17 protein-coding genes are annotated in these 20,465 nt (G+C 68.7%); 8 read left to right on the forward strand and 9 right to left on the reverse strand.

What is annotated here, in order from left to right:
• From EJK15_RS38455 to EJK15_RS38475, 5 genes are all read right to left on the reverse strand, one after another.
• Entirely contained in the window at nucleotides 1-711 is a 711-nt protein-coding gene (locus EJK15_RS38455; RefSeq protein WP_138715398.1) for a hypothetical protein, read from the reverse strand.
• Entirely contained in the window at nucleotides 708-1,916 is a 1,209-nt protein-coding gene (locus EJK15_RS38460; RefSeq protein ID WP_138715399.1) for an ATP-grasp domain-containing protein, read from the reverse strand. The genes EJK15_RS38455 and EJK15_RS38460 overlap by 4 nt, the downstream gene beginning before the upstream one ends.
• A complete protein-coding gene (locus EJK15_RS38465; RefSeq protein ID WP_138715400.1) occupies nucleotides 1,913-2,869 on the reverse strand; it encodes a glycosyltransferase family 2 protein in 957 nt (318 codons plus the stop codon). Before EJK15_RS38465 ends, EJK15_RS38460 begins: the two co-directional genes overlap by 4 nt.
• Before the next feature lie 135 nt (nucleotides 2,870-3,004).
• A complete protein-coding gene (locus tag EJK15_RS38470; protein WP_138715401.1) occupies nucleotides 3,005-4,300 on the reverse strand; it encodes a phenylacetate--CoA ligase family protein in 1,296 nt (431 codons plus the stop codon).
• A 32-nt stretch (nucleotides 4,301-4,332) separates the two neighbouring features.
• Nucleotides 4,333-5,349 carry a UDP-glucuronic acid decarboxylase family protein gene (locus EJK15_RS38475; protein WP_138715402.1) on the reverse strand — a complete coding sequence of 339 codons (1,017 nt, stop codon included), beginning with the start codon at nucleotides 5,347-5,349 and terminating at the stop codon, nucleotides 4,333-4,335.
• 906 nt (nucleotides 5,350-6,255) lie between these two features.
• On the opposite strand from EJK15_RS38475, the gene EJK15_RS38480 reads away from it, so the two are divergent.
• A complete protein-coding gene (locus EJK15_RS38480; RefSeq protein ID WP_138715403.1) occupies nucleotides 6,256-6,609 on the forward strand; it encodes a hypothetical protein in 354 nt (117 codons plus the stop codon).
• On the opposite strand, the gene EJK15_RS77835 is transcribed toward EJK15_RS38480, so the two are convergent.
• Nucleotides 6,606-7,223 carry a hypothetical protein gene (locus tag EJK15_RS77835; RefSeq protein WP_138715404.1) on the reverse strand — a complete coding sequence of 206 codons (618 nt, stop codon included), beginning with the start codon at nucleotides 7,221-7,223 and terminating at the stop codon, nucleotides 6,606-6,608. The genes EJK15_RS38480 and EJK15_RS77835 overlap by 4 nt on opposite strands.
• A gap of 108 nt (nucleotides 7,224-7,331) precedes the next feature.
• On the reverse strand, nucleotides 7,332-8,063 hold the full coding sequence (locus tag EJK15_RS73185) for a hypothetical protein (protein WP_206061363.1): 732 nt from the start codon (nucleotides 8,061-8,063) through the stop codon (nucleotides 7,332-7,334).
• Nucleotides 8,064-8,279: 216 nt separating this feature from the next.
• On the opposite strand from EJK15_RS73185, the gene EJK15_RS38495 reads away from it, so the two are divergent.
• The gene (locus tag EJK15_RS38495; RefSeq protein WP_240777476.1) at nucleotides 8,280-9,059 is read left to right on the forward strand and encodes a L,D-transpeptidase; all 780 of its coding nucleotides are present in this window, start codon (nucleotides 8,280-8,282) and stop codon (nucleotides 9,057-9,059) included.
• A 180-nt stretch (nucleotides 9,060-9,239) separates the two neighbouring features.
• On the opposite strand, the gene EJK15_RS38500 is transcribed toward EJK15_RS38495, so the two are convergent.
• Nucleotides 9,240-11,768 (reverse strand): AfsR/SARP family transcriptional regulator, encoded by a 2,529-nt coding sequence (locus EJK15_RS38500; RefSeq protein ID WP_276615474.1) that lies wholly within the window; start codon nucleotides 11,766-11,768, stop codon nucleotides 9,240-9,242.
• A 341-nt stretch (nucleotides 11,769-12,109) separates the two neighbouring features.
• Between EJK15_RS38500 and EJK15_RS38505 the strand changes: the two genes are divergently transcribed.
• Nucleotides 12,110-12,862, forward strand: coding sequence for an AfsR/SARP family transcriptional regulator (locus EJK15_RS38505; protein ID WP_206061364.1), 753 nt, complete (start codon nucleotides 12,110-12,112; stop codon nucleotides 12,860-12,862).
• Between the two features lie 90 nt (nucleotides 12,863-12,952).
• Here EJK15_RS38505 and EJK15_RS38510 read toward each other — a convergent pair whose 3' ends face one another.
• Complete coding sequence (locus EJK15_RS38510) at nucleotides 12,953-15,718, reverse strand: ATP-binding protein (protein ID WP_138715407.1); 2,766 nt, start codon at nucleotides 15,716-15,718, stop codon at nucleotides 12,953-12,955.
• A 248-nt stretch (nucleotides 15,719-15,966) separates the two neighbouring features.
• Between EJK15_RS38510 and EJK15_RS38515 the strand changes: the two genes are divergently transcribed.
• The 5 genes from EJK15_RS38515 (at nucleotide 15,967) to EJK15_RS38535 (ending at nucleotide 20,450) form a co-directional block, all read left to right on the forward strand.
• A complete protein-coding gene (locus tag EJK15_RS38515; protein WP_138715408.1) occupies nucleotides 15,967-16,602 on the forward strand; it encodes a hemerythrin domain-containing protein in 636 nt (211 codons plus the stop codon).
• A 6-nt stretch (nucleotides 16,603-16,608) separates the two neighbouring features.
• Entirely contained in the window at nucleotides 16,609-17,460 is an 852-nt protein-coding gene (locus tag EJK15_RS38520; RefSeq protein WP_138715409.1) for an LLM class flavin-dependent oxidoreductase, read from the forward strand.
• A 108-nt stretch (nucleotides 17,461-17,568) separates the two neighbouring features.
• Nucleotides 17,569-18,174: a TetR/AcrR family transcriptional regulator gene (locus EJK15_RS38525; protein WP_138715410.1), complete on the forward strand. Its 606-nt coding sequence runs from the start codon at nucleotides 17,569-17,571 to the stop codon at nucleotides 18,172-18,174.
• 142 nt (nucleotides 18,175-18,316) lie between these two features.
• Nucleotides 18,317-19,426, forward strand: coding sequence for an aldo/keto reductase (locus EJK15_RS38530; RefSeq protein ID WP_138715411.1), 1,110 nt, complete (start codon nucleotides 18,317-18,319; stop codon nucleotides 19,424-19,426).
• 178 nt (nucleotides 19,427-19,604) lie between these two features.
• Nucleotides 19,605-20,450: a hypothetical protein gene (locus EJK15_RS38535; RefSeq protein ID WP_206061365.1), complete on the forward strand. Its 846-nt coding sequence runs from the start codon at nucleotides 19,605-19,607 to the stop codon at nucleotides 20,448-20,450.
• Nucleotides 20,451-20,465: the final 15 nt, after the last annotated feature.

A 20,465-nucleotide genomic window follows, 5' to 3' on the forward strand; every position in this document is an offset into this window, starting at 1 on the left:
CTACACCCGCTCCGCCTGGACCGAGCCGGACTGAGGCGCGGCGGACGCCTTCGGCCGGACCTTACGGCCCAGAGCGTCCCACCAGCGCTGCGGGCTCGCGAAGACGCCGAGCGCCAGCAGCACGTGAACGATGATGAACGCGTACGCCTCGTATTTGGTGGGAGGGTGGCCGAGGAAGACCGTCATGTGCGAGGCCCAGTCCCACACCTCGGGGATCGTGGCGTATGCCGGATCGACGTGGTCGTTGACGGTGAGGAACGCCAGATCCTCCAGGCCCGACAGCATCAGCAGCAGCATGCCGTAGCCGAGCCGGCGCACCGTCGCCCCCGAGCCGCCGCCGAGCCGGTATGCCATGGCCAGCGAGACGATGATCAAGGGCGTCAGCGTGAGGATGTGGTAGTAGAGGTTGTAGTAGGCCTCCTTGGTACCGCTGACCTCCGCTCCAAAGAAGAAGATCTTGGGCACGAAGTAGAGGAAGAACAGCAGGAAGGCCGCCGGCATCACCACGACGGGAAGCCTGATCCGCTTGGCCCAGACCACGTCGAGCCGGGCTATGGCCTCGGTCGCGAAGATGAAGGGCAGCAGCTTCACCAGGAAGATCCACAGCGACTTCACCTGGCGGTCGTGCGGCAGGCCGAACCAGATGAGCGCCGCGGTGCCGGTGGCCAGCGCCGCGAAAATCAGGAAGCCGAGGTGCCTTCGGGGGATCATTCTGCACCTTTCACGTCGGGCTCGACCACGAAACGGAGGGTTCGCAGCGCTTCGTCGAGAGCGGTTTCCAGCTGTTCGTGGGTATCGGCGACCATGATCAGATAGCCGAGCTTGTGTCCTGCTTGGGTGTAGGCACGCACGCGCTCACCAACGGTCTTGAAGACCTGGACGTCGACGACCTCGGGCATCCGCTCAAGCGCTTCCAGGCCTTCGATGGCGGTGAGCACACCGTCGACGTCGACGGCCAGGATCCGCAGCGCGGCTGTCCTCCGGCACGAGGTGCTGATGTGCAGCGGCTCGTCCAGGGCGAGCCGGATGGCTGCCTCGACGGTGTTCAACCCGAACGCGTGCTGGACCAGCAGAGGCATGCCGTTGCCGCCCAGCCTGGCGCCCATCTCGATGAAGCAGATGTCGCCGCCGGGGGTGAGCACGAAGTCGAAGTTGACCGGCCCATGCTGATGGCCGACCGCCGCGCAGATCGCGGTGACCGCCTCGCGCAGCCGCGCCTGGACGGAGTCGCCGAGGTCGGCCGGGACGATGTGGGAGAGGCTGATCATCGCCGGTGGACCGGTGATGACGCGGTCGGTGACCGCCATGAAGGCGAGACGGCCGTCGGCGAAGAAGGACTCCACCGCGCAGTGCCGCCCGGCCACCAGCTCTTCGACGATCACCTGCCGGGAGAAGGAGTACTTCCAGGCGTGCTCGATGGCGTCCAGCAGACCGGTGGGACCGTCGAGGACGGTGATCCCCTTACTGCCCGAGGAGTCGGCGGGCTTGACGATCAGTGGATAGCCCATGCTCGTCGCCGCCTTGGTGAGCTCGTCGACGTTGTCGTGCTGGGCATAGCGGTAGGTGGGCAGGCCAAGCCGGCCGACCACGGCACGGAAGAACCCCTTGTCCACCGAGCATCGCAGCGCGTCAGGGGCGGGCTGGTGCGCCGTCCGGTAGATACAGCTCAGCTCGGCGACCGCCTCCTGCGCTGCGTCGCTGGCCGGGGATATGACGGCCGCGACATCGATCGGGCCCAGGGCGAGGGCGATGCCTTCTGGATCCCTGGTGGTCATACAGAGGAAGTGGTCGGCCTCGGCGGCGCCGAGAGCATCCGGGCGCTGATCAACGCCGATCACCCGGTAACCGAGCCTGCGCCCCTCGCGGTAGGCGGGGATCTGGTCCTCGCCGCCGCCCAGCACGATAATGTTCCTCACCTGACGCCCTCCCAGACCTCGGCGATGACATAGGGCGTCTCGTAGCCGTACAGGGCCTCATCCGCGCGAACAGGGATGTTGGCTTCTCGAATCTGGTAGTGGGGCACGCCGATCGCCTGGACGCGCATCATCCGCACCAGATAGCGCGCGACCACCGTGAGCAGGATGAGCGTGACCAGGGCGGTGACCAGGCTGGCCGCGGCCAGCTCGGTCGGGCCGAACCGTCCCGCCAACGCCAGCGACAGGATGGCCGCCCCGGCCGCCACCACGGCGGCGGCGAGTGCGCTCATCCAGGCCAGAGGCCGGAAGGAGAATCCGACGAAGAGTTCGACGGCGTGCGAGACCAGCTTGCGCATGTTCCATTTGCCGCGGCCGCCCACGCGCGGGCGATGCGAGGTGAGCAGGGTCGTGTAGCGGGCGCCGAGGAGGGGCGCGGTGGCGATGAAGTACGGCGTGGAAAGCCGGCTGTCCACCACCTTGCGCGCCACGCTGGTCCTGACGATCCGGAACACCGACGCGCCCTGCGGCAGCTCGATGCCCAGCCAGCGACGGGCGATCGTCTGGTGGCCGCGGGTGCCGAGCCGCCGGTACCAGGGATCCTGCCGGTTCTCGCGGACCGCGAAGACCACGTCGTACCCTTCGAGCGCCTTGTCCACCAGGCGGTGCATCTCCTGCGGAGGAGACTGCAGATCGGCGTCGAACTGCACAGTCCACGGCTTCGACGCGTACTTGAACCCGGCCGAGAAGGCCGCCTCCAGCCCGAAGTTGCGGGCGAAGGAGATGTACTTCACCAGGGGATCCTCGGCCGCGAAGCCTTTGATCGCATCGAGGGTGCCATCCGTGCTCCCGTCGTCGATGAAGAGCAGTTCGACGTCGTCGTAGGCCACGAGCTCGCACTGGATCTCCCGGTACGCCCGCTCGATGCAGGCGATCTCGTTGTAGCACGGGATCATCGCGGTTATGCCGGCCCGCGGCCTGTGGACGTCCTCGACGCGCGAAGGCGCGCCCGTCGTGTTCGTGGACGACATGATCAGTTGAGCGCCGGCAGCGCCGCGAGCGGGGACAGAGCACGTGCCTGTGGAGGGGAATCAGACATCTGCCGCTTTTCCTTCTTCTGTCGGTGCGGGATCCCTGGAGGGATCGAGCACTTTAACGATCTTGATCTTGCCGTTGGGCTCTGGCGCGATCTGCGGCACCTGCAGGACGGTGACCTCCTGGTCCGGCACCCTGCGCAGAACCGCGTCCCGGATGTCGGCCGTCACGTCGGGACGGGCACCATGAACCAGCACCACCCGGATCTCGAGCGTTCCCGGTCGATGCTGGATCACCTGCATCCGGTTCACCTCGGGAAAGCTCTGCACGGGGAAGGTGATGAAGTCGCCGTAGAAGCGCCTGCCGTCGGCGCCGGCGATCCGGTCCTCGCTTCGGCCGATCACCTCTCGCACGATCGGCGTCCGAGCCACCCCGCATGAGCAGTCGTTGGGGCCGATCCGAACCCGGTCGCCGAGCCGATAGCGGATCAGCGGCATCGCCTCGCTGTGCAAGCGGGTGACGAGAATCTCGCCTTCGCCGTCCTCGACCGAGACAGTCCCGTCATCGTGCTCGACCTCCACCACCACATCGGCCGACCGCAGGTGCATCTTGCCCTCCGGGCAGGTGCGGGCGATGGTGAAGACCTCGACAGAGGCGTACACCTCCCGGTGGGTCGCTCTGAAGTAGTCAAGGATGTGGGCCCGTGCCGTCGGAGTCAGCCTTTCCCCGCCGAACAGCACCGTCCGGACGCTGGGATACTCGATGCCGCGCCGCTGCAGTTCGTCGACGACGCTGCGGATGACATTGGGGAACCCGATCAGGAAGGTGGGCCGGGCCGCAAGGAACGCCGCCACCTGCTCATCCAGCGACTGGCCGGTCGGGACGTGGAAGTTGCGCAGCACCCCGAGCCGCTCCAGCGGGTGGCGTAGGAACGGATTCACCCGGAAGTAGGCGATCCGGTCGGTGGGGCGGAGCCCGTTGGCGAGCATGTCCTGGAGGTAGCTCGCGCGAAGGTAACCCAGATCCCGTTCCGAGTTGCGGATGGTGATCGGGATGCCCGAGGAACCGCTGGTCGTGCCCGCACGGGTGTTCTCCGAGGTGAAAGCGGTCGCCAGCAACTCGCCGCCGGCCGCCGCCTCGTGCAGATCCATACGGTCCAGCACGGGCATGCCGGCCAGGTCCCGGGCACTGCGTAACCGCTCCACCAGGGCCGGGTCCAAGAGCCGCCGGTAGTAGGGCACGTTCTCGTAGGCGTGCCGTACCAGTGCGCGTAGCAACCGGGCCTGGACCTGTAGCTGCTCGGCGTGGCCGAGGTGCTCCCGCCGCCGGATCCTGGCCAGATGGTAGGCCACCGGCGCGAGGTTGATCGTGGATCGCAGCCTGTTCAGAGAGCCACCTCCGCCGCGGTCAGGACCGGGGTCTCACGCAGCGGGCCACTTGCCCGGCCTTGAGCGCTCCACACCTGCGGGTGCCGCTGGAACCAGGCGATGGTGTGCCGCAGCCCGTCCTCGATCGACGTCCGCGGCTCCCAGCCCAGCCGGGTCCTGGCCAGGGTGATGTCGGGGCAGCGCACACTGGGGTCGTCCTGGGGCCGCGGCACGAACTCCATCTCCGACGAGGAGCCGGTGAGCCGCTTGATCCACTCGGCCAGCGCGAGAACGGAGAGCTCATATGGATTGCCGATGTTGATCGGGCCCTCCAGGTCTGAGTTGCACAGCCGGACGATGCCCTCGATCAGATCGTCCACGTAGCAGATGGACCTGGTCTGGCTGCCGTCTCCGGCCACCGTGATCGGCTCCCCGACCAGCGCCTGGCGGACGAACGTCGGTATCGCGCGCCCATCGAAAGGCCGCATCCGAGGGCCGAACGTATTGAAGATCCGCAGAATCGCCGTATCGACGCCGTGGGCGCGGCGGTAGGCCATGGTCATGGCTTCGGCGAACCGTTTGGCCTCGTCGTAGACGCCGCGAGGCCCGACCGGGTTGACGTTGCCCCAGTAGCTCTCAGGCTGGGGGTGGACCAGCGGATCGCCGTAGGTCTCCGAGGTCGAGGCGAGGACGAACCGGGCCCGCTTTTCCCTGGCCAGTTCGAGCGCGTTGAACGTGCCACTGGAACCTACACGCAGGGTGTCGATCGGCAGCCGGAGGTAGTCCGTCGGCGACGCCGGAGAGGCGAAATGCAGGACGGCATCCAAGGCGCCGGGAACGACGAGGTGCTGCGAAACGTCGGCACGGATCAGCCGGAAACGGTCCTCGGCCATAAGATGTTCGACGTTGGCAAGCGATCCGGTAAGGAAATTGTCCACGCAGATGACGTGATAACCCTCGGCCAGAAACCGTTCGCAGAGATGTGAGCCGAGAAAACCGGCGCCCCCGGTAATGGCCACCGCGGGTCGACTCATGCGCGCTGCTCGCGAAAATGCGCGGCCAGGCAGCCTGCACAAGACAAGGGAATTCCTCCAGTTCAATCACTCGATGAGCAGACCACCACGCATTGCGGGTCGAGATGGTGTTATATCGAGTCTTCAATGTCAAGTCATCGTTTACGTTTAGGGCCGATACGCCAGATGTGATGCCTTGACCTGGCCACGTAGCTGTGGCGCGGCCACGCCGACCCTCTGCCGCAGCGGACCGCATGGCAAATCCGGGCGTGGCCAGTGTTCTTGGAAGATGTCGTCTCAGGCGCAGTTCCTTTCAAGCTGGTGCCGCGTGCGCCGGCGCGGCGGTGAACGAGGTCAGAGCCGACACGGGGGTACCGTAATTGCGGTCAGTGATCTTTGTCAATCGTTGCGGATTGGCCTTGCTGTACACCGCATGACCTCTTGCGTGACTTGACGGGTGCCGAGAGTTTCCGCCTGTTTTCTGGGTGACCGTCGCCCCAGGTCAGAGGCGCGGCACGATGTCCTCGAAGATCCGGCAGAAAGTTGCCAAGACTGGCAGCTTCCTGACGCCGGAAGCGCTCCGTGAACCACCGTGTGCACAGCGCCTTCAGTCCCAGGGTGTTGGGCCGTCTCCCGGCCACCGTCCATGACGAGGAGGTGCCCAGCGTCATCGAGGTCCCGAGGACGGCGCCGCCCCCTGGTGGCGTGGCGTCCGACCGCCGCGTTCCATGCTCCGGCGGGGCCTGGGGCCGCGGACACAGAGCCCGCGGTCTTCGTCGAAGATAAACTCGGGTCTCGTCGATACTGACGTAGGGGCGTTCATGAAAAAGGCGCTGCCTCCGGGATTGTTTATCGCCTGGCAACCGCACGAAGCCGCATGTCAGTCCGTGGGGAGCTGGTCGGCGGAACATCCAGAGGAGAACGTCCATGAGCCTCAGCAGCATCGGGCTGACCGAATTCGAGGGATACACCTGCCGGCCCCTTCTGAATGACCCCGACGGAGAGGTCCACGGAGATCCGGACGTCGTGGAAGTGGCGCTCGCGCGACTGATGCAGCTGGAACTCATCCATCGCGACGAGGACGGCCGGGTGGTGACTGTCGACCCTGAAGTGGGCATCGCCCGGCTGATCAGGCGGCGCTTTTCCGAGGCCAACGCCGAGTTACGCCGTATCTCCAGGGCTTGGGAGGCGCTGCACACGTTGACCGATGGCGGCGGAGCCGGCTCCGCCGACGGCGTGGAGAGGATCGACGGCGGCGGGCGGGTCAACGAACGGATCTAGTCGCTCGCACTCGACGCGCGCGAGGTGCTCGCGATGCACCCCCATCGGCGGCACACCCGTCCGCAGATGGTGCCGCAATACCTCAAACGGCTCGGGAGGGGGTGGAGTGGCGCACCATCATCCCGCGCAGCCTGAAGAACCCTGAGCTGGTCGAGTGGTATCTCAATCTGAGCCGGGCGGGAGGCAGGCACCGCGTCACCGACGACCGCGTCCAGCAGATGATCATCCTTGACCGCACTACGGGCTTCGTGCCCGCCGTACCGAACAGGCCCGGCTCCGGGGCCCTGGTGATACACCAGCCCGGCGCGGTGGTCACCCTGGAGGACCGGCGAGTGCAGACTCCGCGGAACATGCAGCCGCGCAAGGCGTACTCGCCAGGGCGCTCGGGTGAGCTGACCGGGACCGCGGTCGGGCAAGACGCAGCCGACCGAGATGTCGGGCGGCACGATCACGATCATCAACCGGGGCGAGCCGGCGATCCTGGCGCTCGTCCAGATCAAGGACTTGCCGTGGGTCGTCGACGGCCGGCTCGCCGTACGGAAGGTGACCACGCTGGCGTTTCGTTCGATCATCGGATCATCCACAGCGAGCGCGGTTCGCTGTTCCTCCGCCATGTGGGCGCGATGCTCGCGGATCCGCTGCGCATGCTCGTTTGGAGCTGAGAAGACCCCGGAGGGCCCGCATCGCGTTGATCCGGGCCCTCCGTCGTTCGGTGTCGCGTGTCAGCCAGTGACCGGGATGTCGGTCTTCACCGGCGTCGGGGTGGGGGCGGGCTTGGGCTCGTCCTGCGTCTGCGGGACGTTCTCGTCCCACTCGATCCAGTCGTGGGTCACCGTCCCGTGATCACCATGATCGGGGTGGGTGGGGGTCGGCGTGTTGCTCGGCGTCGGCGTCGAGGTGGGCGTCCGCGTGGGAGTGGGGGTCACCGTGGGCGTCGCAGTGGGTGTGGAAGTCGGAGTCACCGTCACCGTCGGCGTCGGCGTCGGCGTCGGCGTCGGCGTCGGCGTCGGCGTCGGCGTCTGGGAAGGCGTCACCGTCGGCGTGGGCGTCGGGGTGGACGTGGGCCCACACTTGACCCAGAACACCTTGTCCTTGGGCGCGCCATGCTTCCCCGCGAAGGTCCAGAACAGCTTGTAGTGCCCGTTCGGCAGGGTCATGTCGACGGTACGACCATGCCCGAACTTGTCGAGCACGAGGGTGCCGCTCTTCACCGTGGTCTTGTTGCCCGTGGGCGGCCAGGACTTGATCTCCCAGCTCACCTGCTCGGCCTTGTCGAAGTTGAACCCGACCAGATAGAACACGCAGACGCGCGGCTCGTTGCGCTGGTCGTTCTCCGGCGTCGTCCACTTGTGGATCTTGACGTCGCCGTTGTCGCCGGGCGGCGTCCCCTGGACCGCTCCAGCTGAGGCCGTATTGGAGATGGCGAACACCGCGAGCGTTGCCACTGCGAGCATGAGTGCCGCTGTGATCCAGCGACGGACTAAAGAGAGTCTGGGGGCTGTCACGACCGCACCTCGGGTGTATGAGAGAGCTGGAGCCTCACAGGGCTCATCTGTGCAAAACTGTCACATCCACTGGCCTAGCATCTTCAAACGTTCCAAACCGTTATCTAGCAGGCCAGATGGTTACGCGTTCGTGTCGTATGTGCCATAGAACCTCAGGAGCCGATCGTGCCGCTCGATGCCCCCTGCCGACTCATCGGCGCCGCGCTCGTCGCCATGAGCCTCGTCGCCTCGACCCCCGCCAGCGTCGCCGCGTCGCCCGTCACCCTCGCCGCCGGCGCCTCGGTCATGGCGACCGCACTCCCCCAGGCCACCACGTTCACGGAGTTGAGCGGCCTGCCGCAGGACACCGACATGTACGGCAAGCTGAGCGGCTTCGTGGTTCACCCCGCACGCACGGTGGCCGTCTACGCCCTGCCCGGCGGCAAGCCCGCGGCCACCCTCCCGGCCAAGCAGCTCGGCAGCCAGACCTGGGTGCCGGTGGTGGAGGCGCGCAAGGGCTGGTACCGCGTGCTCCTGCCCAGCAAGCCCAACCACGTGACCGGCTGGATCAAGGCCAAGGGCCTGAAGAAGGCGCGCAGCCGCTACCGCGCCATCGTGAAGCTGGGCACCAGGCAGCTGACCGTGATGAACGCGAGCAAGAAGCTCGGCACCTGGACGGTGGCCATCGGCGGCCCTGAGACGCCCACCCCGGTGGGCAGGACCTTCCTGCTGGCCCTGATGTCGCCGAAGAAGAAGACCTACAGCCCGCTGATCCTGCCGCTCGGCACGCACTCGCCGACGCTCGACACCTTCGGCGGCGGTCCCGGCACGGTCGCCTTCCACGGCTGGCCGGACCGGAAGGTGTTCGGCAAGGCGGTCACGCACGGCTGCATCAGGGTGCCTGCTCGCGCGCTCAAGGTGCTGGCAGGACTGCCTCTGGGGACTCCGGTTCTGATCGCTCCCTGAGGATGTTGAAGTGGGGCTTCCATGGACCGGCCGGCGGCAGGGCAGGCCGGTGGCGACGGCGGAGGCGGGAAGCTGAAGGAGTCGGCGGAGGAGGAGCTGGCGCGGCTGCGGAGGGAGAAGGCCGGTGCCCCCTGATCGCCTCGGTGGTGGACGAAGAGATGCCGAGGATCATCGCTTTCGTCAGTCGTCCACGCCGGACACGTCCTGGCGGACGAACAAGTTCAGGTGCCGTTCCGCCCACAGCTCCTCCTCCAGATGGTGGTCTCGCCATTGCTCTGGGGGGTCGGCCAGCCAGTCGTGGCCGAAGATCGCGTACGGATGGTCCGCGCGCACGCGCTCCAACTCGTACTGGCCCAGATAATCCATCAACGGCCGCCACAACTGCCCGTTCGCCGCGACCAGGTACGAGGCCACCAACCCCGGTTCGTGCAGCCAGCCGCGCATCATCCACGCCTGGAACACGTCCGTGATGGGAGACGGCTTGGCTTCGAAGTCGGGGCAGATCAGATGCCGCGTGATCGCGATGTGCGCCCCGGGGGGCACAGTCATGCGCCGGCTCACGTCGTGCCAGATCTCCCCCACGACAGGGTCGGCCTCCAGTTCTTCCCTCTCCGGCGTCCGCAGGGTCAGCCAGCTCATGAAAGCACGCAAACGGTTGCTCTTGCGGCACCGGAGCAGGGAGAACGCCTCCGGCTGACGGCCCAGCCAGAACCGGACGGACGCGGCCGTGAACTCGCCGTGGCTCTCGCGCGCCATAGTGACGAGTTCATCGTGGTCGGCAGGGGTCGCCCCAGACGCCCGCACATCCTCCTCACCCACCCTCGAGACGTACCGGCACACGACCCCGCCGCGCCGGCGCAGACAACTGATGGTCCGCATGACCGCCACGCACGCGTGCGGGTCGCGGGCGTCGCGCAGCAGCTCGTCCATGACGTAATGGCGAATCCGCCGGTGCATCCGCTCATAGCCGACGGGGTCCCGCCACCGCAGGTGATAGTCGAGGGCTTCGCGCAGCACACCGTTGACGTCCAGGCCGTGGGCGGCGGTTTCGACATACGGTTGCGCTCGGAGCCAGTCGAACAGTTCCACCGCCTGTCCGCCCGGCACCACAGCGCTGAGGAGATCTTCGGTGGTGTGGCGAGCGTGCGCGCACACGTACAGCGCCCATCTGTGCATATCCGTCGGCACGCTACCGGCTAGGAGCTCGAGCACGTTGTCGACCACGTACCGTACGGCGTCACGGCGCGACGGCTGTCCCGTGGCCGACATGTTCCTGCCGACCTCTGCGGCGAGCGACAGGGCAAAGGGGTTGCCTGCGGCGAAGTCCATGATGGACTTCCGGAGGCCGGGGTCGACGCCGCGGGCTTCGACCAGCGCGGTGGACTCCTGGACGGTGAGGGCTTCGAGGTGCCGGATCACGATCGTCCCGGCCCAGGCCGGATCGGTGAGCCAGGCGGCACTCGGCCCGGTCCGGCCCGCCACCACGATGATCGTGTTGCCGGGCAGCTTGCGGAGGTATTCGTCGCGCAGCCACGGTTCGAGGTCTCCCAGCTCCTCGAAGGAGTCGATGAGGAGAACCGGGCCGGAGACACCGGAGAGCTCTTCCGCGAATCGCTCGAGGCATTCGCGCGCTTCCGCTGTCGCCGAGCCGTGGAGGTGCCATACCTGCCGGCCCGCGGCGGTCGCGTCGTCGGCGAGTTTACGCAGCAGCGTCGACTTGCCGATGCCGGCGGGTCCGCGGACGAAGAGAAGACCCAGACGTTCGCCACCGCACTTCTTCAGCAGGTCCTGGAAGGCGGCGCGTTCCGTGCCCCTGCCGACGAACTGCCCACCGGGAGGCCGCTCCGGCTTCGTGCCCACTGGCAAAACGGACTCCCGTGGGGAGCATGCGGCGGGCCGCTCGGTCCATGGGGCGGGGGCGAATTCGTCGTCGTGGTCTGCGTCGGTCCGGAGGATCTTGTCGTGGATCGCCCGTAGCCGCGGTCCCGGGCCGACGCCCAGTTCCTTGCCCAGCAGGTCGTAGACCGTCCGGTAGATCTCGAGCGCCTCTGCCCGCCTGCCGCTGCGGCACAGGGCGAGGAGATAGATCTCGTACAACGGCTCTTCGAGTCGGTTCTGCTCGATGAGGAGCGGGACCTCGGCCACCACCTCGGTGTGCTCGCCCAGTTCCAGGCGGAGCTGCAGCAACTCCTGGGTGGCGATCAGCTTCAGTCGTTCCAGCCGGAACCGCTCACGTTCGGCGGCCTCGCCCGGGACCCCTGCCAGCGCCGTGCCCGTCCAGAGACCGAGCGCCTGCTCGATACGATTCGCGGCCACCGAGATCTGCCCACTCGCGCGCTCCTGCCTGGCGGTTTCGAGCAGATCGGCGAACTCCGTGGCGTCCAGCGCGAACAGCGACGGGTCGAGCATGTAGCCCCCGGACTGGGAGCTGATCGCCGAGCCCAGTCCGTGCTCGGCCAGCAGCCGCCGGATACGGGAGATGTAGGTCCGTATGACGGCTTCTCCGGTGGCCGGTGCCCGCTCGCCCCACAGGCCGTCGACCAGCTCACCGATCCGCACCAAGCTGCCGCTGTTGGCCAGTAGCAACATCAGGACGGCCTGTTGTTGCGGTGCGCCGAGATCCAGTCGGGTCTCACCGCAATGGAGACCGGGCGGTCCTAGAACGGTGAACCTGCAGGGGGCCGAGACGACGTTCGGCTGTCCAATCACGATCGGGGGCGCTTTCCTTGCGGGAGTGCACGGCGGCCGACCCTCGTACGGGCCTGCGGTAGGACATCCCTAGAAGGTAGGTTCGCCTGGACCGCCTTCGCGAGCGTCACGTGACGCTGTGCGTGTACGTCATTCCGGGCGAGCATGGCCGGCGTCCCAGGACAGACATGCCGGAAAACGCACAGACCACCGATAAGCCCGACAATGCGTCAACAGTCCCGACGCAGCGTCAGTAGGGTCGGTCAGAGACACCCGGGCACTGCTTCGGGGGCATCGGTGACGGTTCGCGGCGCAACGCGAGAGGGTGGGGAACCTCGATGGCCGGGGTGAGCTTTGGGTTGTTGGGTCCGATCAGGGTCTGGAGCGGTGGGGAAGATCTGGAGGTCGGGTCTCCGCAACAGCGGGGAGTGCTGGCCCTGCTGCTCCTGAGCGAGGGGCGTCAGGTCACGCTCGACGAGATCGTGAGCGCGTTGTGGGGCCGGGAGGCGCCGCGCAGCGCCGTCGTGAGCACTCGCACCTACGTCTCCCGTCTGCGCCGGGTGCTGACCGTCAGCGGTGCCGCCGGACTGGGCACCGAGGCGGAGATCAGGTCGGCGGGCGGCGGCTACCAGCTGGTCGTGGACCCCGGCGCGGTCGACGTGACGGTGTTCCGGCAGACCACCGCCGCCGCGCGGGAGGCCCGCGAGCGGGGGGAGGTCGCAGAGGCCTCCCAGCTGCTGCGCGGCGCGCTGGCGCTGTGGCGCGGACCGGCGTTCGAGGGGCTGAGCGGAGCCTTCTTCACGGCCCGCCGCGCCTGGCTGGAGCAGCTGCGCGCGTCAGCCATGGAGGAGCGCTGGGCGCTCGACGTCGCGCAGGGCGACTGTGGCGAGGCGATCGCCGAACTCATGCTTGCGACGGCGGCGGAGCCTTATCGCGAGCGGTTGTGGGAGTTGCTGATGTGGGCCCTCGACCGCGACGGCCGCCGCGTGGAGGCCCTGTCGGCCTATCACCGGATCGCCCGGTTGCTGGACGATGATCTGGGACTGGAGCCCGGTCCTGGCCTGCGGAGGATGTACGCCCGGATCAGGACGGCGGCCGACGCCTCAGTCGTCTGAGCCACTCCACGGGCCCCACCCGTCCGCCAAGGACACCGCTAGGCAGGATCAGGACCTCGGTCTGGCGGCGTGATCGCCAACAGACAGCCCTTATCGGGACGACCTTTCTTCGAGGGTCTTGAGCATCCGGGCGAGATCGGCCCGAGAGCTCACCCCGAGTTTGGGGAAGACCCGGTGCAGGTGAGTGCTGACGGTCCGGGGAGAAAGGTACAGCCGTTGTCCGATCTCCCGGTTCGTCAGCCCCTCGGCGGCCAACTGCGCGATGTTCAGCTCTTGCGGGGTGAGCTTCTCGCGCGCGTCGGGGTCCCGGTTCGGGCTCGACTCCCCCGCGCTGCGCAGCTCCCGTCGTGCGCGCTCGCCCCATGCGGCCATGCCGAGCGCGTCGAAGGTCTCCCTGGCCGTGCGCAGGTGCGTCCGGGATTCCGCGGCCCGGCGCCGCCGCCGCAACCATTCGCCGAACGCCAGATGGAGGCGTCCGCGTTCGGCGGGCCACCCGGTCAGGTCCGCCCGCAGCGCGGCCGTGAACAGCTCCTCCGCCTCCCCGTTCGGGGCGAGCACGGCGCGCGCGTAGCGCAACCCGATGTGCAACGCCGGTGACGGCGTCGATGCGGCCAGCGGCTCGACGTCGCGCAGAATGTCCCGCATGGTGTCGATCCGCCCGGCACGCACGGCGGCCTCGGTGAGCTCTGCGAGGCAGTAAGCGTGCAGGGCCAGGTGGTAGGCGGGGTCCGAGGGATCGAGCATCCGGCTCAGGGCGGCGAACGCGTCGCCGAAGCGCTCCTCGCTCAAGGCCGCGAGCCCGCGCGTGAGCTGGACGGTGGCCAGAACGGGCCGGGCACCGGCGGGAAGTGCGACGCGTTCGGCCTCATCGGCGAGTGTTCTGGCCAGCCCGTGGTCGCCCCTCAGCGCGGCGATCTCGGCCTGGACGGCCGTGGCCAGCCCGTACATGAACGGCTGCCCGGTCTCCTGGGCGAGCTTGGCGGCCTCCGCCGCAACCGGCACGGCCGTGGCCAGGTCGCCGAGCCGGACCCGGCTCCACGCCTGAACGGCCAGCGCCCGGGGCAGCAGCCCGAGCCGGCCCTGGGCGCGCAGACCGGGCGCGGCCGCCGCGGAGAAGCGGGCAGCCAGGTCGAACGCCCCGACCTGCAGGGCCGCGCTGCCCAGGTAGCGATCGATCTCCGGGGCGGCGCCGGCCGTGCCGGCCCGTTTGCGCAGCAGGTCGAGCGCGATGCCGCCCCGCTCGAACGGCGCGACGTACGCGGCGACCGCGATCATGCGCGGGTCGTCAGCAGGAACGGGCAGCCGGTCGGCCACGCCCAGCAGCGAGCGGCGCGCGGCCGGACCCGGTTCGGACCAGAAGCAGCGCATGGCGGCGCCCCACAGGATCCGGGCAGCCGGCTCCACCTCCCCGTCGGCGGCCACCGACGCGGCCAGCTCGGCCAGCTCTGACACGCGGGAGACGTCCTCGCGCACCCCGTCCTCGAAGCCGCTGAGCAGCCAGGCGGCAGTGGCGCGCCGGCGCGGCGAGAGTTCGAGGGCCTGTGCGTCGCGCACCAGACGCTCGGCCTTGGCGCGCCTGCCGGATTCGACCGCGAGCTCGGCCGCTCTCAGCAACCTGAGCGCCTTCCGGGCCTGCCCCTCACTCAGCCGGGCCGCCTGCTCCAGCGCCGCGATCGCGGCGGCGACCCCGCCCCGGTGCCGGGCCCGGTCGGCCGCGCAGTCCAGCTCGGCCGCCACACCCTCGTCGGCTCCGGCCGTCGCGGCGGCCCGGTGCCAGGCCCGCCGGTCCGGCTGTTCGTGCAGCGTCTCTGCGAGAGCCAGGTGGGCCTGCCGACGCTCGGCGAGCGTCGAAGCCGCCGCGATGGCCGACCGCATCACGGGGTGTCGGAACGTCACCGTGCCGATGGCGAGCTCGATCAACCGGACCTCGGCGGCCGGTGCGAGGATTTCCGGCTCGGCCGTCGATCCCAGGATCAGGCCCGTGGCCGCGAGCGTTTCGGAGACCGAATCGCTCTGGTTGAGCGCCGCGACCAGCAGGGCGGTGCGGGCCGGAGTCGGCAGGGCCGCTACCCGGGCCGTGAACGCGCGCTCAAGACGCTCGCTCAGCGGCAGCACCGGACCCAGCCCGCCCAGGCGATCGCTCAGCGACAGCACCGGGCCTGGGCCGCCGTGGTGTCCCATGGCCGCCGACAGCTCGGTCAGCGCCAACGGGTTCCCGGCGGACTCCTCCAGCAGCCGCACCCGGACCGCTGGGGTGAGGCCGGGGGCGATCGAGTCCAGGAGCTCAGCGGCGGCCTCGTCGGAGAGCCGGTCAACGGGCATCGGGGACAGGCCGGCGTCCTGCACGTGCGAGCGATCGCCATCCCGGAGCGTCGCGACCATGGCGATGGGCTCGGACTCGATCCGGCGCGCCACGAAGGCGAGGACGTCGGCGCTGGCGCGATCGAGCCAGTGCACGTCCTCGGCGACGACCAGCAACGGCCGGACGGCGGCCGCCTCGGCCAGCAGGGTCAGCGTGGCCAGGCCGACGAGGTAGACGCTGGGTTCGGCCGCTTCGGCGAGGCCCAACGCGCTGCGCAGGGTGTCACGCTGCGGGGCCGGCAGCGCGTCCACGCCTGCCCGGACCGGGTACAGCAGTTGGTGCAACCCGGCGTAAACGAGGTTCTGCTCGGCCTCCACGCCGGTCGTCGTCAGCACGCGCAGGCCCGCGGCCGACGCCGCGGAGACGGCCTCCGCCACGAGCGCCGACTTCCCGATGCCGGCCTCCCCCCGAATGAGAACGCCGCTGCGGTCTCCGGGGTCGTCGACGAGCTCGGCCAGGGCCTTCAGCTCGGCTTCCCGTCCGAAAAGCGGCATGGTGCGGCACTCCTACCTCGGTGTCCTTGGCTGTCTCCCCCAGCCGCGCGCGATTCCAGCCGCGACCCTACCGAAAGTGCCCCGGATACGACGTTTCACCAGCGTGTGCGGGACTCATATCAGGGCTCGTCAATGCGATCGTGCGACGCCGTCGGGCAAGCGGACGTATACGTTGGAGATAGACGCCTGCCTCGGACGCCAACCGTTCGTCAACGAAACCTCCTCCCGCTGGTCCTACGCTCCCCGGCATGTCGACCAACACTGAGGCCGTGGCCCTCACTGAGACCCGCCTCATTCACGCATTCCACCGGCGCGCCACGACGTTGTTGTCCGAGGCCGCCCTCCGGCCTTCCGTCCCTCTCTCGGCCCTGGCCGAGCTGCGCGATTTCCTCGTCAAGAACCTGCGCCACCATCACGAGACCGAGGACCACCAGCTGTGGCCGATGATCGCGGCGGTGGCGCCGGAGGTGGCGGCACAGCTGGCCGTCCTGAGTCAGGAGCACGACCAGCTCGACGCCGCACTCGACGGCCTCGAGGCCGCGCCGAGCCGCGAGGACGGTGACCGCCCGGGGCTGCAGCGGGCAGCCGAAGCGGTCCGGGCCCTGGTTCACCGGCATCTCCAGCATGAAGAGCCGCTGCTGCTCCCGGCGTTGCGCGAGCACATCTCGCCGGACGAGTGGACCGCGTTCTCTCGCGAGGTTGTCGAGAGTTCGCCGACCGAGGCGGCACACCTGATCGTGGGCTTCCTCGACCAGGTCGGCACGCCGGAGGAGGTCGAGCTCGTCCTGTCCGGCCTGCCGGAGCCCGCGCAGCAGTTCGTGCCCGCGATGCGCGCCCAGGCGCACGCCGCGCTCGCGGTCCTGTCCGGCGGCACGGAAGGCTGAGCGCACGTGACACTCGGACTCGCTGTGCCCTTCGTCGATCCTGCCGCGCTGGTCTCGTGGGCGCGGCGCGCGGACGCCGGTCCGTACGCCAGGATCGGCGTGCCGGACCGGATCGTGTACGACAATCCCGAGACCATGGTCATGCTGGGCGCGATGACGGCGGTGACCGAGCGGATCCGGGTGCAGTCGGAGGTAGTGCTCGCGCCCCTGCGCGATCCGGTGCTGCTGGCCAAGCAGAGCGCGACACTCGACCGGTTGTCCGGTGGCCGGTTCACCCTGGGTCTCGGGGTCGGCGCGCGGGAGGACGACTTCCAGGCCGTGAGCGCCGATCACGCCTCTCGAGGGCGGCGGATGGACGAGCAGCTGGCGACCATGCGCCGGGTCTGGGCCGGCGAACCGGTCGCCCCGAGCCTCGGACCAGTCGGTCCGTCCCCGGTGAAGGCGGGCGGTCCCGAGCTCCTCTTCGGCGGCTTCGCGCCGCCGGCGCTGGCCCGGGTCGCTCGCTGGGGCGCCGGTTACATATGCCCGGCTCCGCCGGGATACGCGGGGGCGTTGTTCGAGCTCGTCAGACGGCAGTGGAAGGACGCGGGCCGGCCGGGTGAGCCGCTGCTCGTCGCCCAGATCAACGTCGCGCTGGGCCCTGAGTCCACCGTGGCGGAGGCGCGGGCGTCACTGCTGCGCTATTACGCGTTCGCACCGGAGCTCGCCGCGCAGTCCCTGCAGGAGATGGCGACGACCGCCACGGAGATCCGGGAAACCGTCGCCGCCCATCGGGACATCGGAGCGCACGAGGTGATGCTCAGCTGCTGGTCCGACGACATCGAGCAGATCGACCGGCTGGCGGACCTACTGGCGTGACCTTCTCAGTCAGGGGGCGGCTGCTCCTGTTCGCCGCTCGCCGATGAGCGCCCCGCTTGATGCGCACTCCAGTTAGCATGGACTGGCAGGTCCAGTCTGGAGGTGGGAATGCGCTCGCTGACCCGCAAGGGGGCCGCGACACGGCAGCGCATTCTTGAGGGCGCGGCGACGCACATCCGCGAGCACGGCGTGGCCGACATGACGCTCGACGACGTGCTGGCCAGGACGGCGACGAGCAAGAGCCAGCTCTTCCACTACTTCCCGGACGGACGGGAGGAGCTGCTGCTGGCCGTGGCCCGCTTCGAGGCCGACCGGGTGCTGGAGGACCAGCGGCCCCAGCTGGATGACCTCACCTCTTGGCCCGCCTGGCAATCGTGGCGCGACAAGGTCGTCGACCGTTACCGGCGGCAGGGCCGCCTATGCCCGCTCAACTCCGTCACGTCACAGTTGGGCAGCCGCACGCCCGGCGCCCAGGCCGTGATCACCGAGCTGATGCACCGCTGGCAGGCCGAGATCGCCACCGGCGTGCGGCACATGCAGGACACCGGTGAGATCGACCCGGGCCTGGACCCCGACCGGGCGGCGGCCGCCCTGCTCGCCGGCATCCAGGGCGGCGTACTGATCCAGATGTCCACAGGCCAGACCGACCATCTGGAAGCCGCCCTCGACATGGGTATCGCCCATCTGCGCGCCAGCAAGCTTGTGTCACCTTGACGGAGAGCTCACCCTCCGGGAGCGGCGCACACCCAGCTTCCTAAGGTCATTTTTGGACTTGACAGTCCATTTTTGGATGCGCAAGCTGACGAGTGTTCGTCTCAACCTCCTCGAATCTGCTTGCGAACGGAGTGACACCCTCATGTCCCTGGACCACTACTACCTGCTCGGACGTTCCGGGCTGCGCGTCAGCCGGCTGGCACTGGGCACGATGAATTTCGGCACCGGCGGTTTCCATGCCGCGTACGGCAAGACCGAGGAGGAGGCCCGCCCGATCTTCCGCCGCTATCTCGAAGCGGGCGGGAACTTCATCGACACCGCGGATTTCTACACCGCCGGCGAGAGCGAGACCATCCTCGGCAACCTCATCGCGGAAGCCAAGGTGCGCGACAGGGTGGTGCTCACCACCAAGTTCACCAACAGCGTCGCCCCCGGAGATCCGAACGCGGGGGGCAACGGCCGCAAGCACATGATCAGAGCGGTCGAGGCGTCACTGCGCCGCCTGCGCACCGACTACATCGACCTGTTCCTGCTGCACACCTGGGACCGGATCACTCCCGTCGAGGAGGTCATGCGGACCTTCGACGACCTCACCAGGGCCGGAAAGATCCGCTACGCGGGCCTGTCCGACGTGCCCAGCTGGTACGCGGCGCGGGCCCAGACCCTCGCCGAGGCCCACTCCCTCGTACCGGTGGTCAGCCTGCAACTGCCCTACTCCCTCATCGACCGGGCCATCGAACTGGAGCATGTCGCCATGGGGCAGAGCCTGGGGCTCGGCATCACCGCATGGAGCCCGCTCGGCGGCGGCTTCCTCACCGGCAAGTACCGGAGTGCCGACCAGGGCTTGGCCGGAGACGGCCGGCTCAGCGGCGCAGGCTCCTCCGGGCGCTCGTGGACGGAGCGGGACTGGCGGCTGCTGGCGGCGGTCGAGAGCGTCGCCGACAAGCTCGGCGTGACGATGGCCCAGGTCGCGCTCAACTGGGTCGCCACCCAGCCCGGTGTCGCCTCGGCGATCGTCGGGGCGAGCAGCGCCGACCAGCTCGACGCCAACATGGCGGCCCTCGACTTCGAGCTGCCTGCCGAGCTGCGCGCCGAGCTCGACGAGGCGAGTTCCGTGCCGCCCCTGTCGGTCTACCAGATGTTCACGCCGGACTATCAGAGCTGGCTGGTCAGTCCTGGCGTCAAGGTCGGGGCCAAGCCGGCCGGGTACGCCCCCGCCGTACGGAACTGGGCACCCGAACGCAGCGCTTGACGGACTTCGCATGTTGTGGGTGCGGCGGCCTTGCCGCGCCGGCGCGTGCCTGGCCACGGCGTATACGCGTCGTCAACGTTTCGCATGCAGGCGGCGCCTATGGTCGTACGCCATGTCGAGTCACCCGATATCCCTCGAACCGCCGGAGACACCGGCACTTCCGGATGACCACACCCCCGTGACACGGGAGGATGGTGGCGGTGTCCTGGAACTGCTCGAACGCATCGGATCCGTCGTCGTGCCGATCGCGGTGGCGCTCTACGCGGTCCTCTACATAGGCATCGAGCAGATGTACGCCGTCTTCGGCGTCAACCCGCAGCAGGTGGGCGTCGATCAGGCGGTTCTGCTCGGCCGTATGACGAGCACTCTGGTCCTGCTCCTGCTGGTCGCCGTCCCACTGCTCGGCGTCGTCGTCGGCCTGGGCTGGCTGGCCGACAGGATGACCCGGGGCGCGGCGGGCAGGCTCGTCCGGAGGACCAGGGAGCGGCCGTGGATCGCCGCAGCGCTGGCGGCACTGTGGTGCGGGGCTACGTACTGGGGCCTCTTCAACCTCTTCGGCGATTTGGACCTGTTCATCATGGTCGTCATCGCAGTGGGGCTCGGCGTGCTGGCCTTCCTGATCCCGTTCCGGCTGTTGCGTCGCAAGCCGGTCGGGCGCGCAGGGACGAAGGTGCTCGTCGGCGGCCTGACCGGAGTCGGCCTGGGCTTCCTGCTCATCCTGGGGCTCGTCGAGGGCGCGATCGACGTCCAGGAGAGCGGCCAGTCCAACGAACTGCTGAACGCCGTGGGCTTCCAGGATCAGTGGGCGGTGATCAAGAGCGCCGAGGACGACAAGCCGCTCTACGACGGCCGCTGGATGATGCTGCTGGGCGAGAGCGACGGCACGTACGTCCTGTACGACTGCGACAAGCTGGAGACCCTCCGAAGGCCGATGGAGACCACCAACCTCGGTCAGATCGAGCTCGATCCCGAGCGTGAGGCGGGCTTCGCCTGCGGCGGACTGGCGCAGCAGAACACCCCATGACAGGCATCCAAGGGA

It is taken from the genome of Nonomuraea basaltis (assembly GCF_005893125.1).
Classification (GTDB): domain Bacteria; phylum Actinomycetota; class Actinomycetes; order Streptosporangiales; family Streptosporangiaceae; genus Nonomuraea; species Nonomuraea basaltis.

Bases quoted from the DNA above. Each gene is read 5' to 3' on its own strand.
- EJK15_RS38455 (WP_138715398.1), bottom strand. From the start codon at position 711: ATGATCCCCCGAAGGCACCTCGGCTTCCTGATTTTCGCGGCGCTGGCC.
- EJK15_RS38465 (WP_138715400.1), bottom strand. From the start codon at position 2,869: ATGATCCCGTGCTACAACGAGATCGCCTGCATCGAGCGGGCGTACCGG.
- EJK15_RS38475 (WP_138715402.1), bottom strand. From the start codon at position 5,349: ATGAGTCGACCCGCGGTGGCCATTACCGGGGGCGCCGGTTTTCTCGGC.
- EJK15_RS38480 (WP_138715403.1), top strand. From the start codon at position 6,256: ATGAGCCTCAGCAGCATCGGGCTGACCGAATTCGAGGGATACACCTGC.
- EJK15_RS77835 (WP_138715404.1), bottom strand. From the start codon at position 7,223: ATGGCGGAGGAACAGCGAACCGCGCTCGCTGTGGATGATCCGATGATC.
- EJK15_RS73185 (WP_206061363.1), bottom strand. From the start codon at position 8,063: ATGCTCGCAGTGGCAACGCTCGCGGTGTTCGCCATCTCCAATACGGCC.
- EJK15_RS38510 (WP_138715407.1), bottom strand. From the start codon at position 15,718: ATGCCGCTTTTCGGACGGGAAGCCGAGCTGAAGGCCCTGGCCGAGCTC.
- EJK15_RS38515 (WP_138715408.1), top strand. From the start codon at position 15,967: ATGTCGACCAACACTGAGGCCGTGGCCCTCACTGAGACCCGCCTCATT.
- EJK15_RS38525 (WP_138715410.1), top strand. From the start codon at position 17,569: ATGCGCTCGCTGACCCGCAAGGGGGCCGCGACACGGCAGCGCATTCTT.
- EJK15_RS38530 (WP_138715411.1), top strand. From the start codon at position 18,317: ATGTCCCTGGACCACTACTACCTGCTCGGACGTTCCGGGCTGCGCGTC.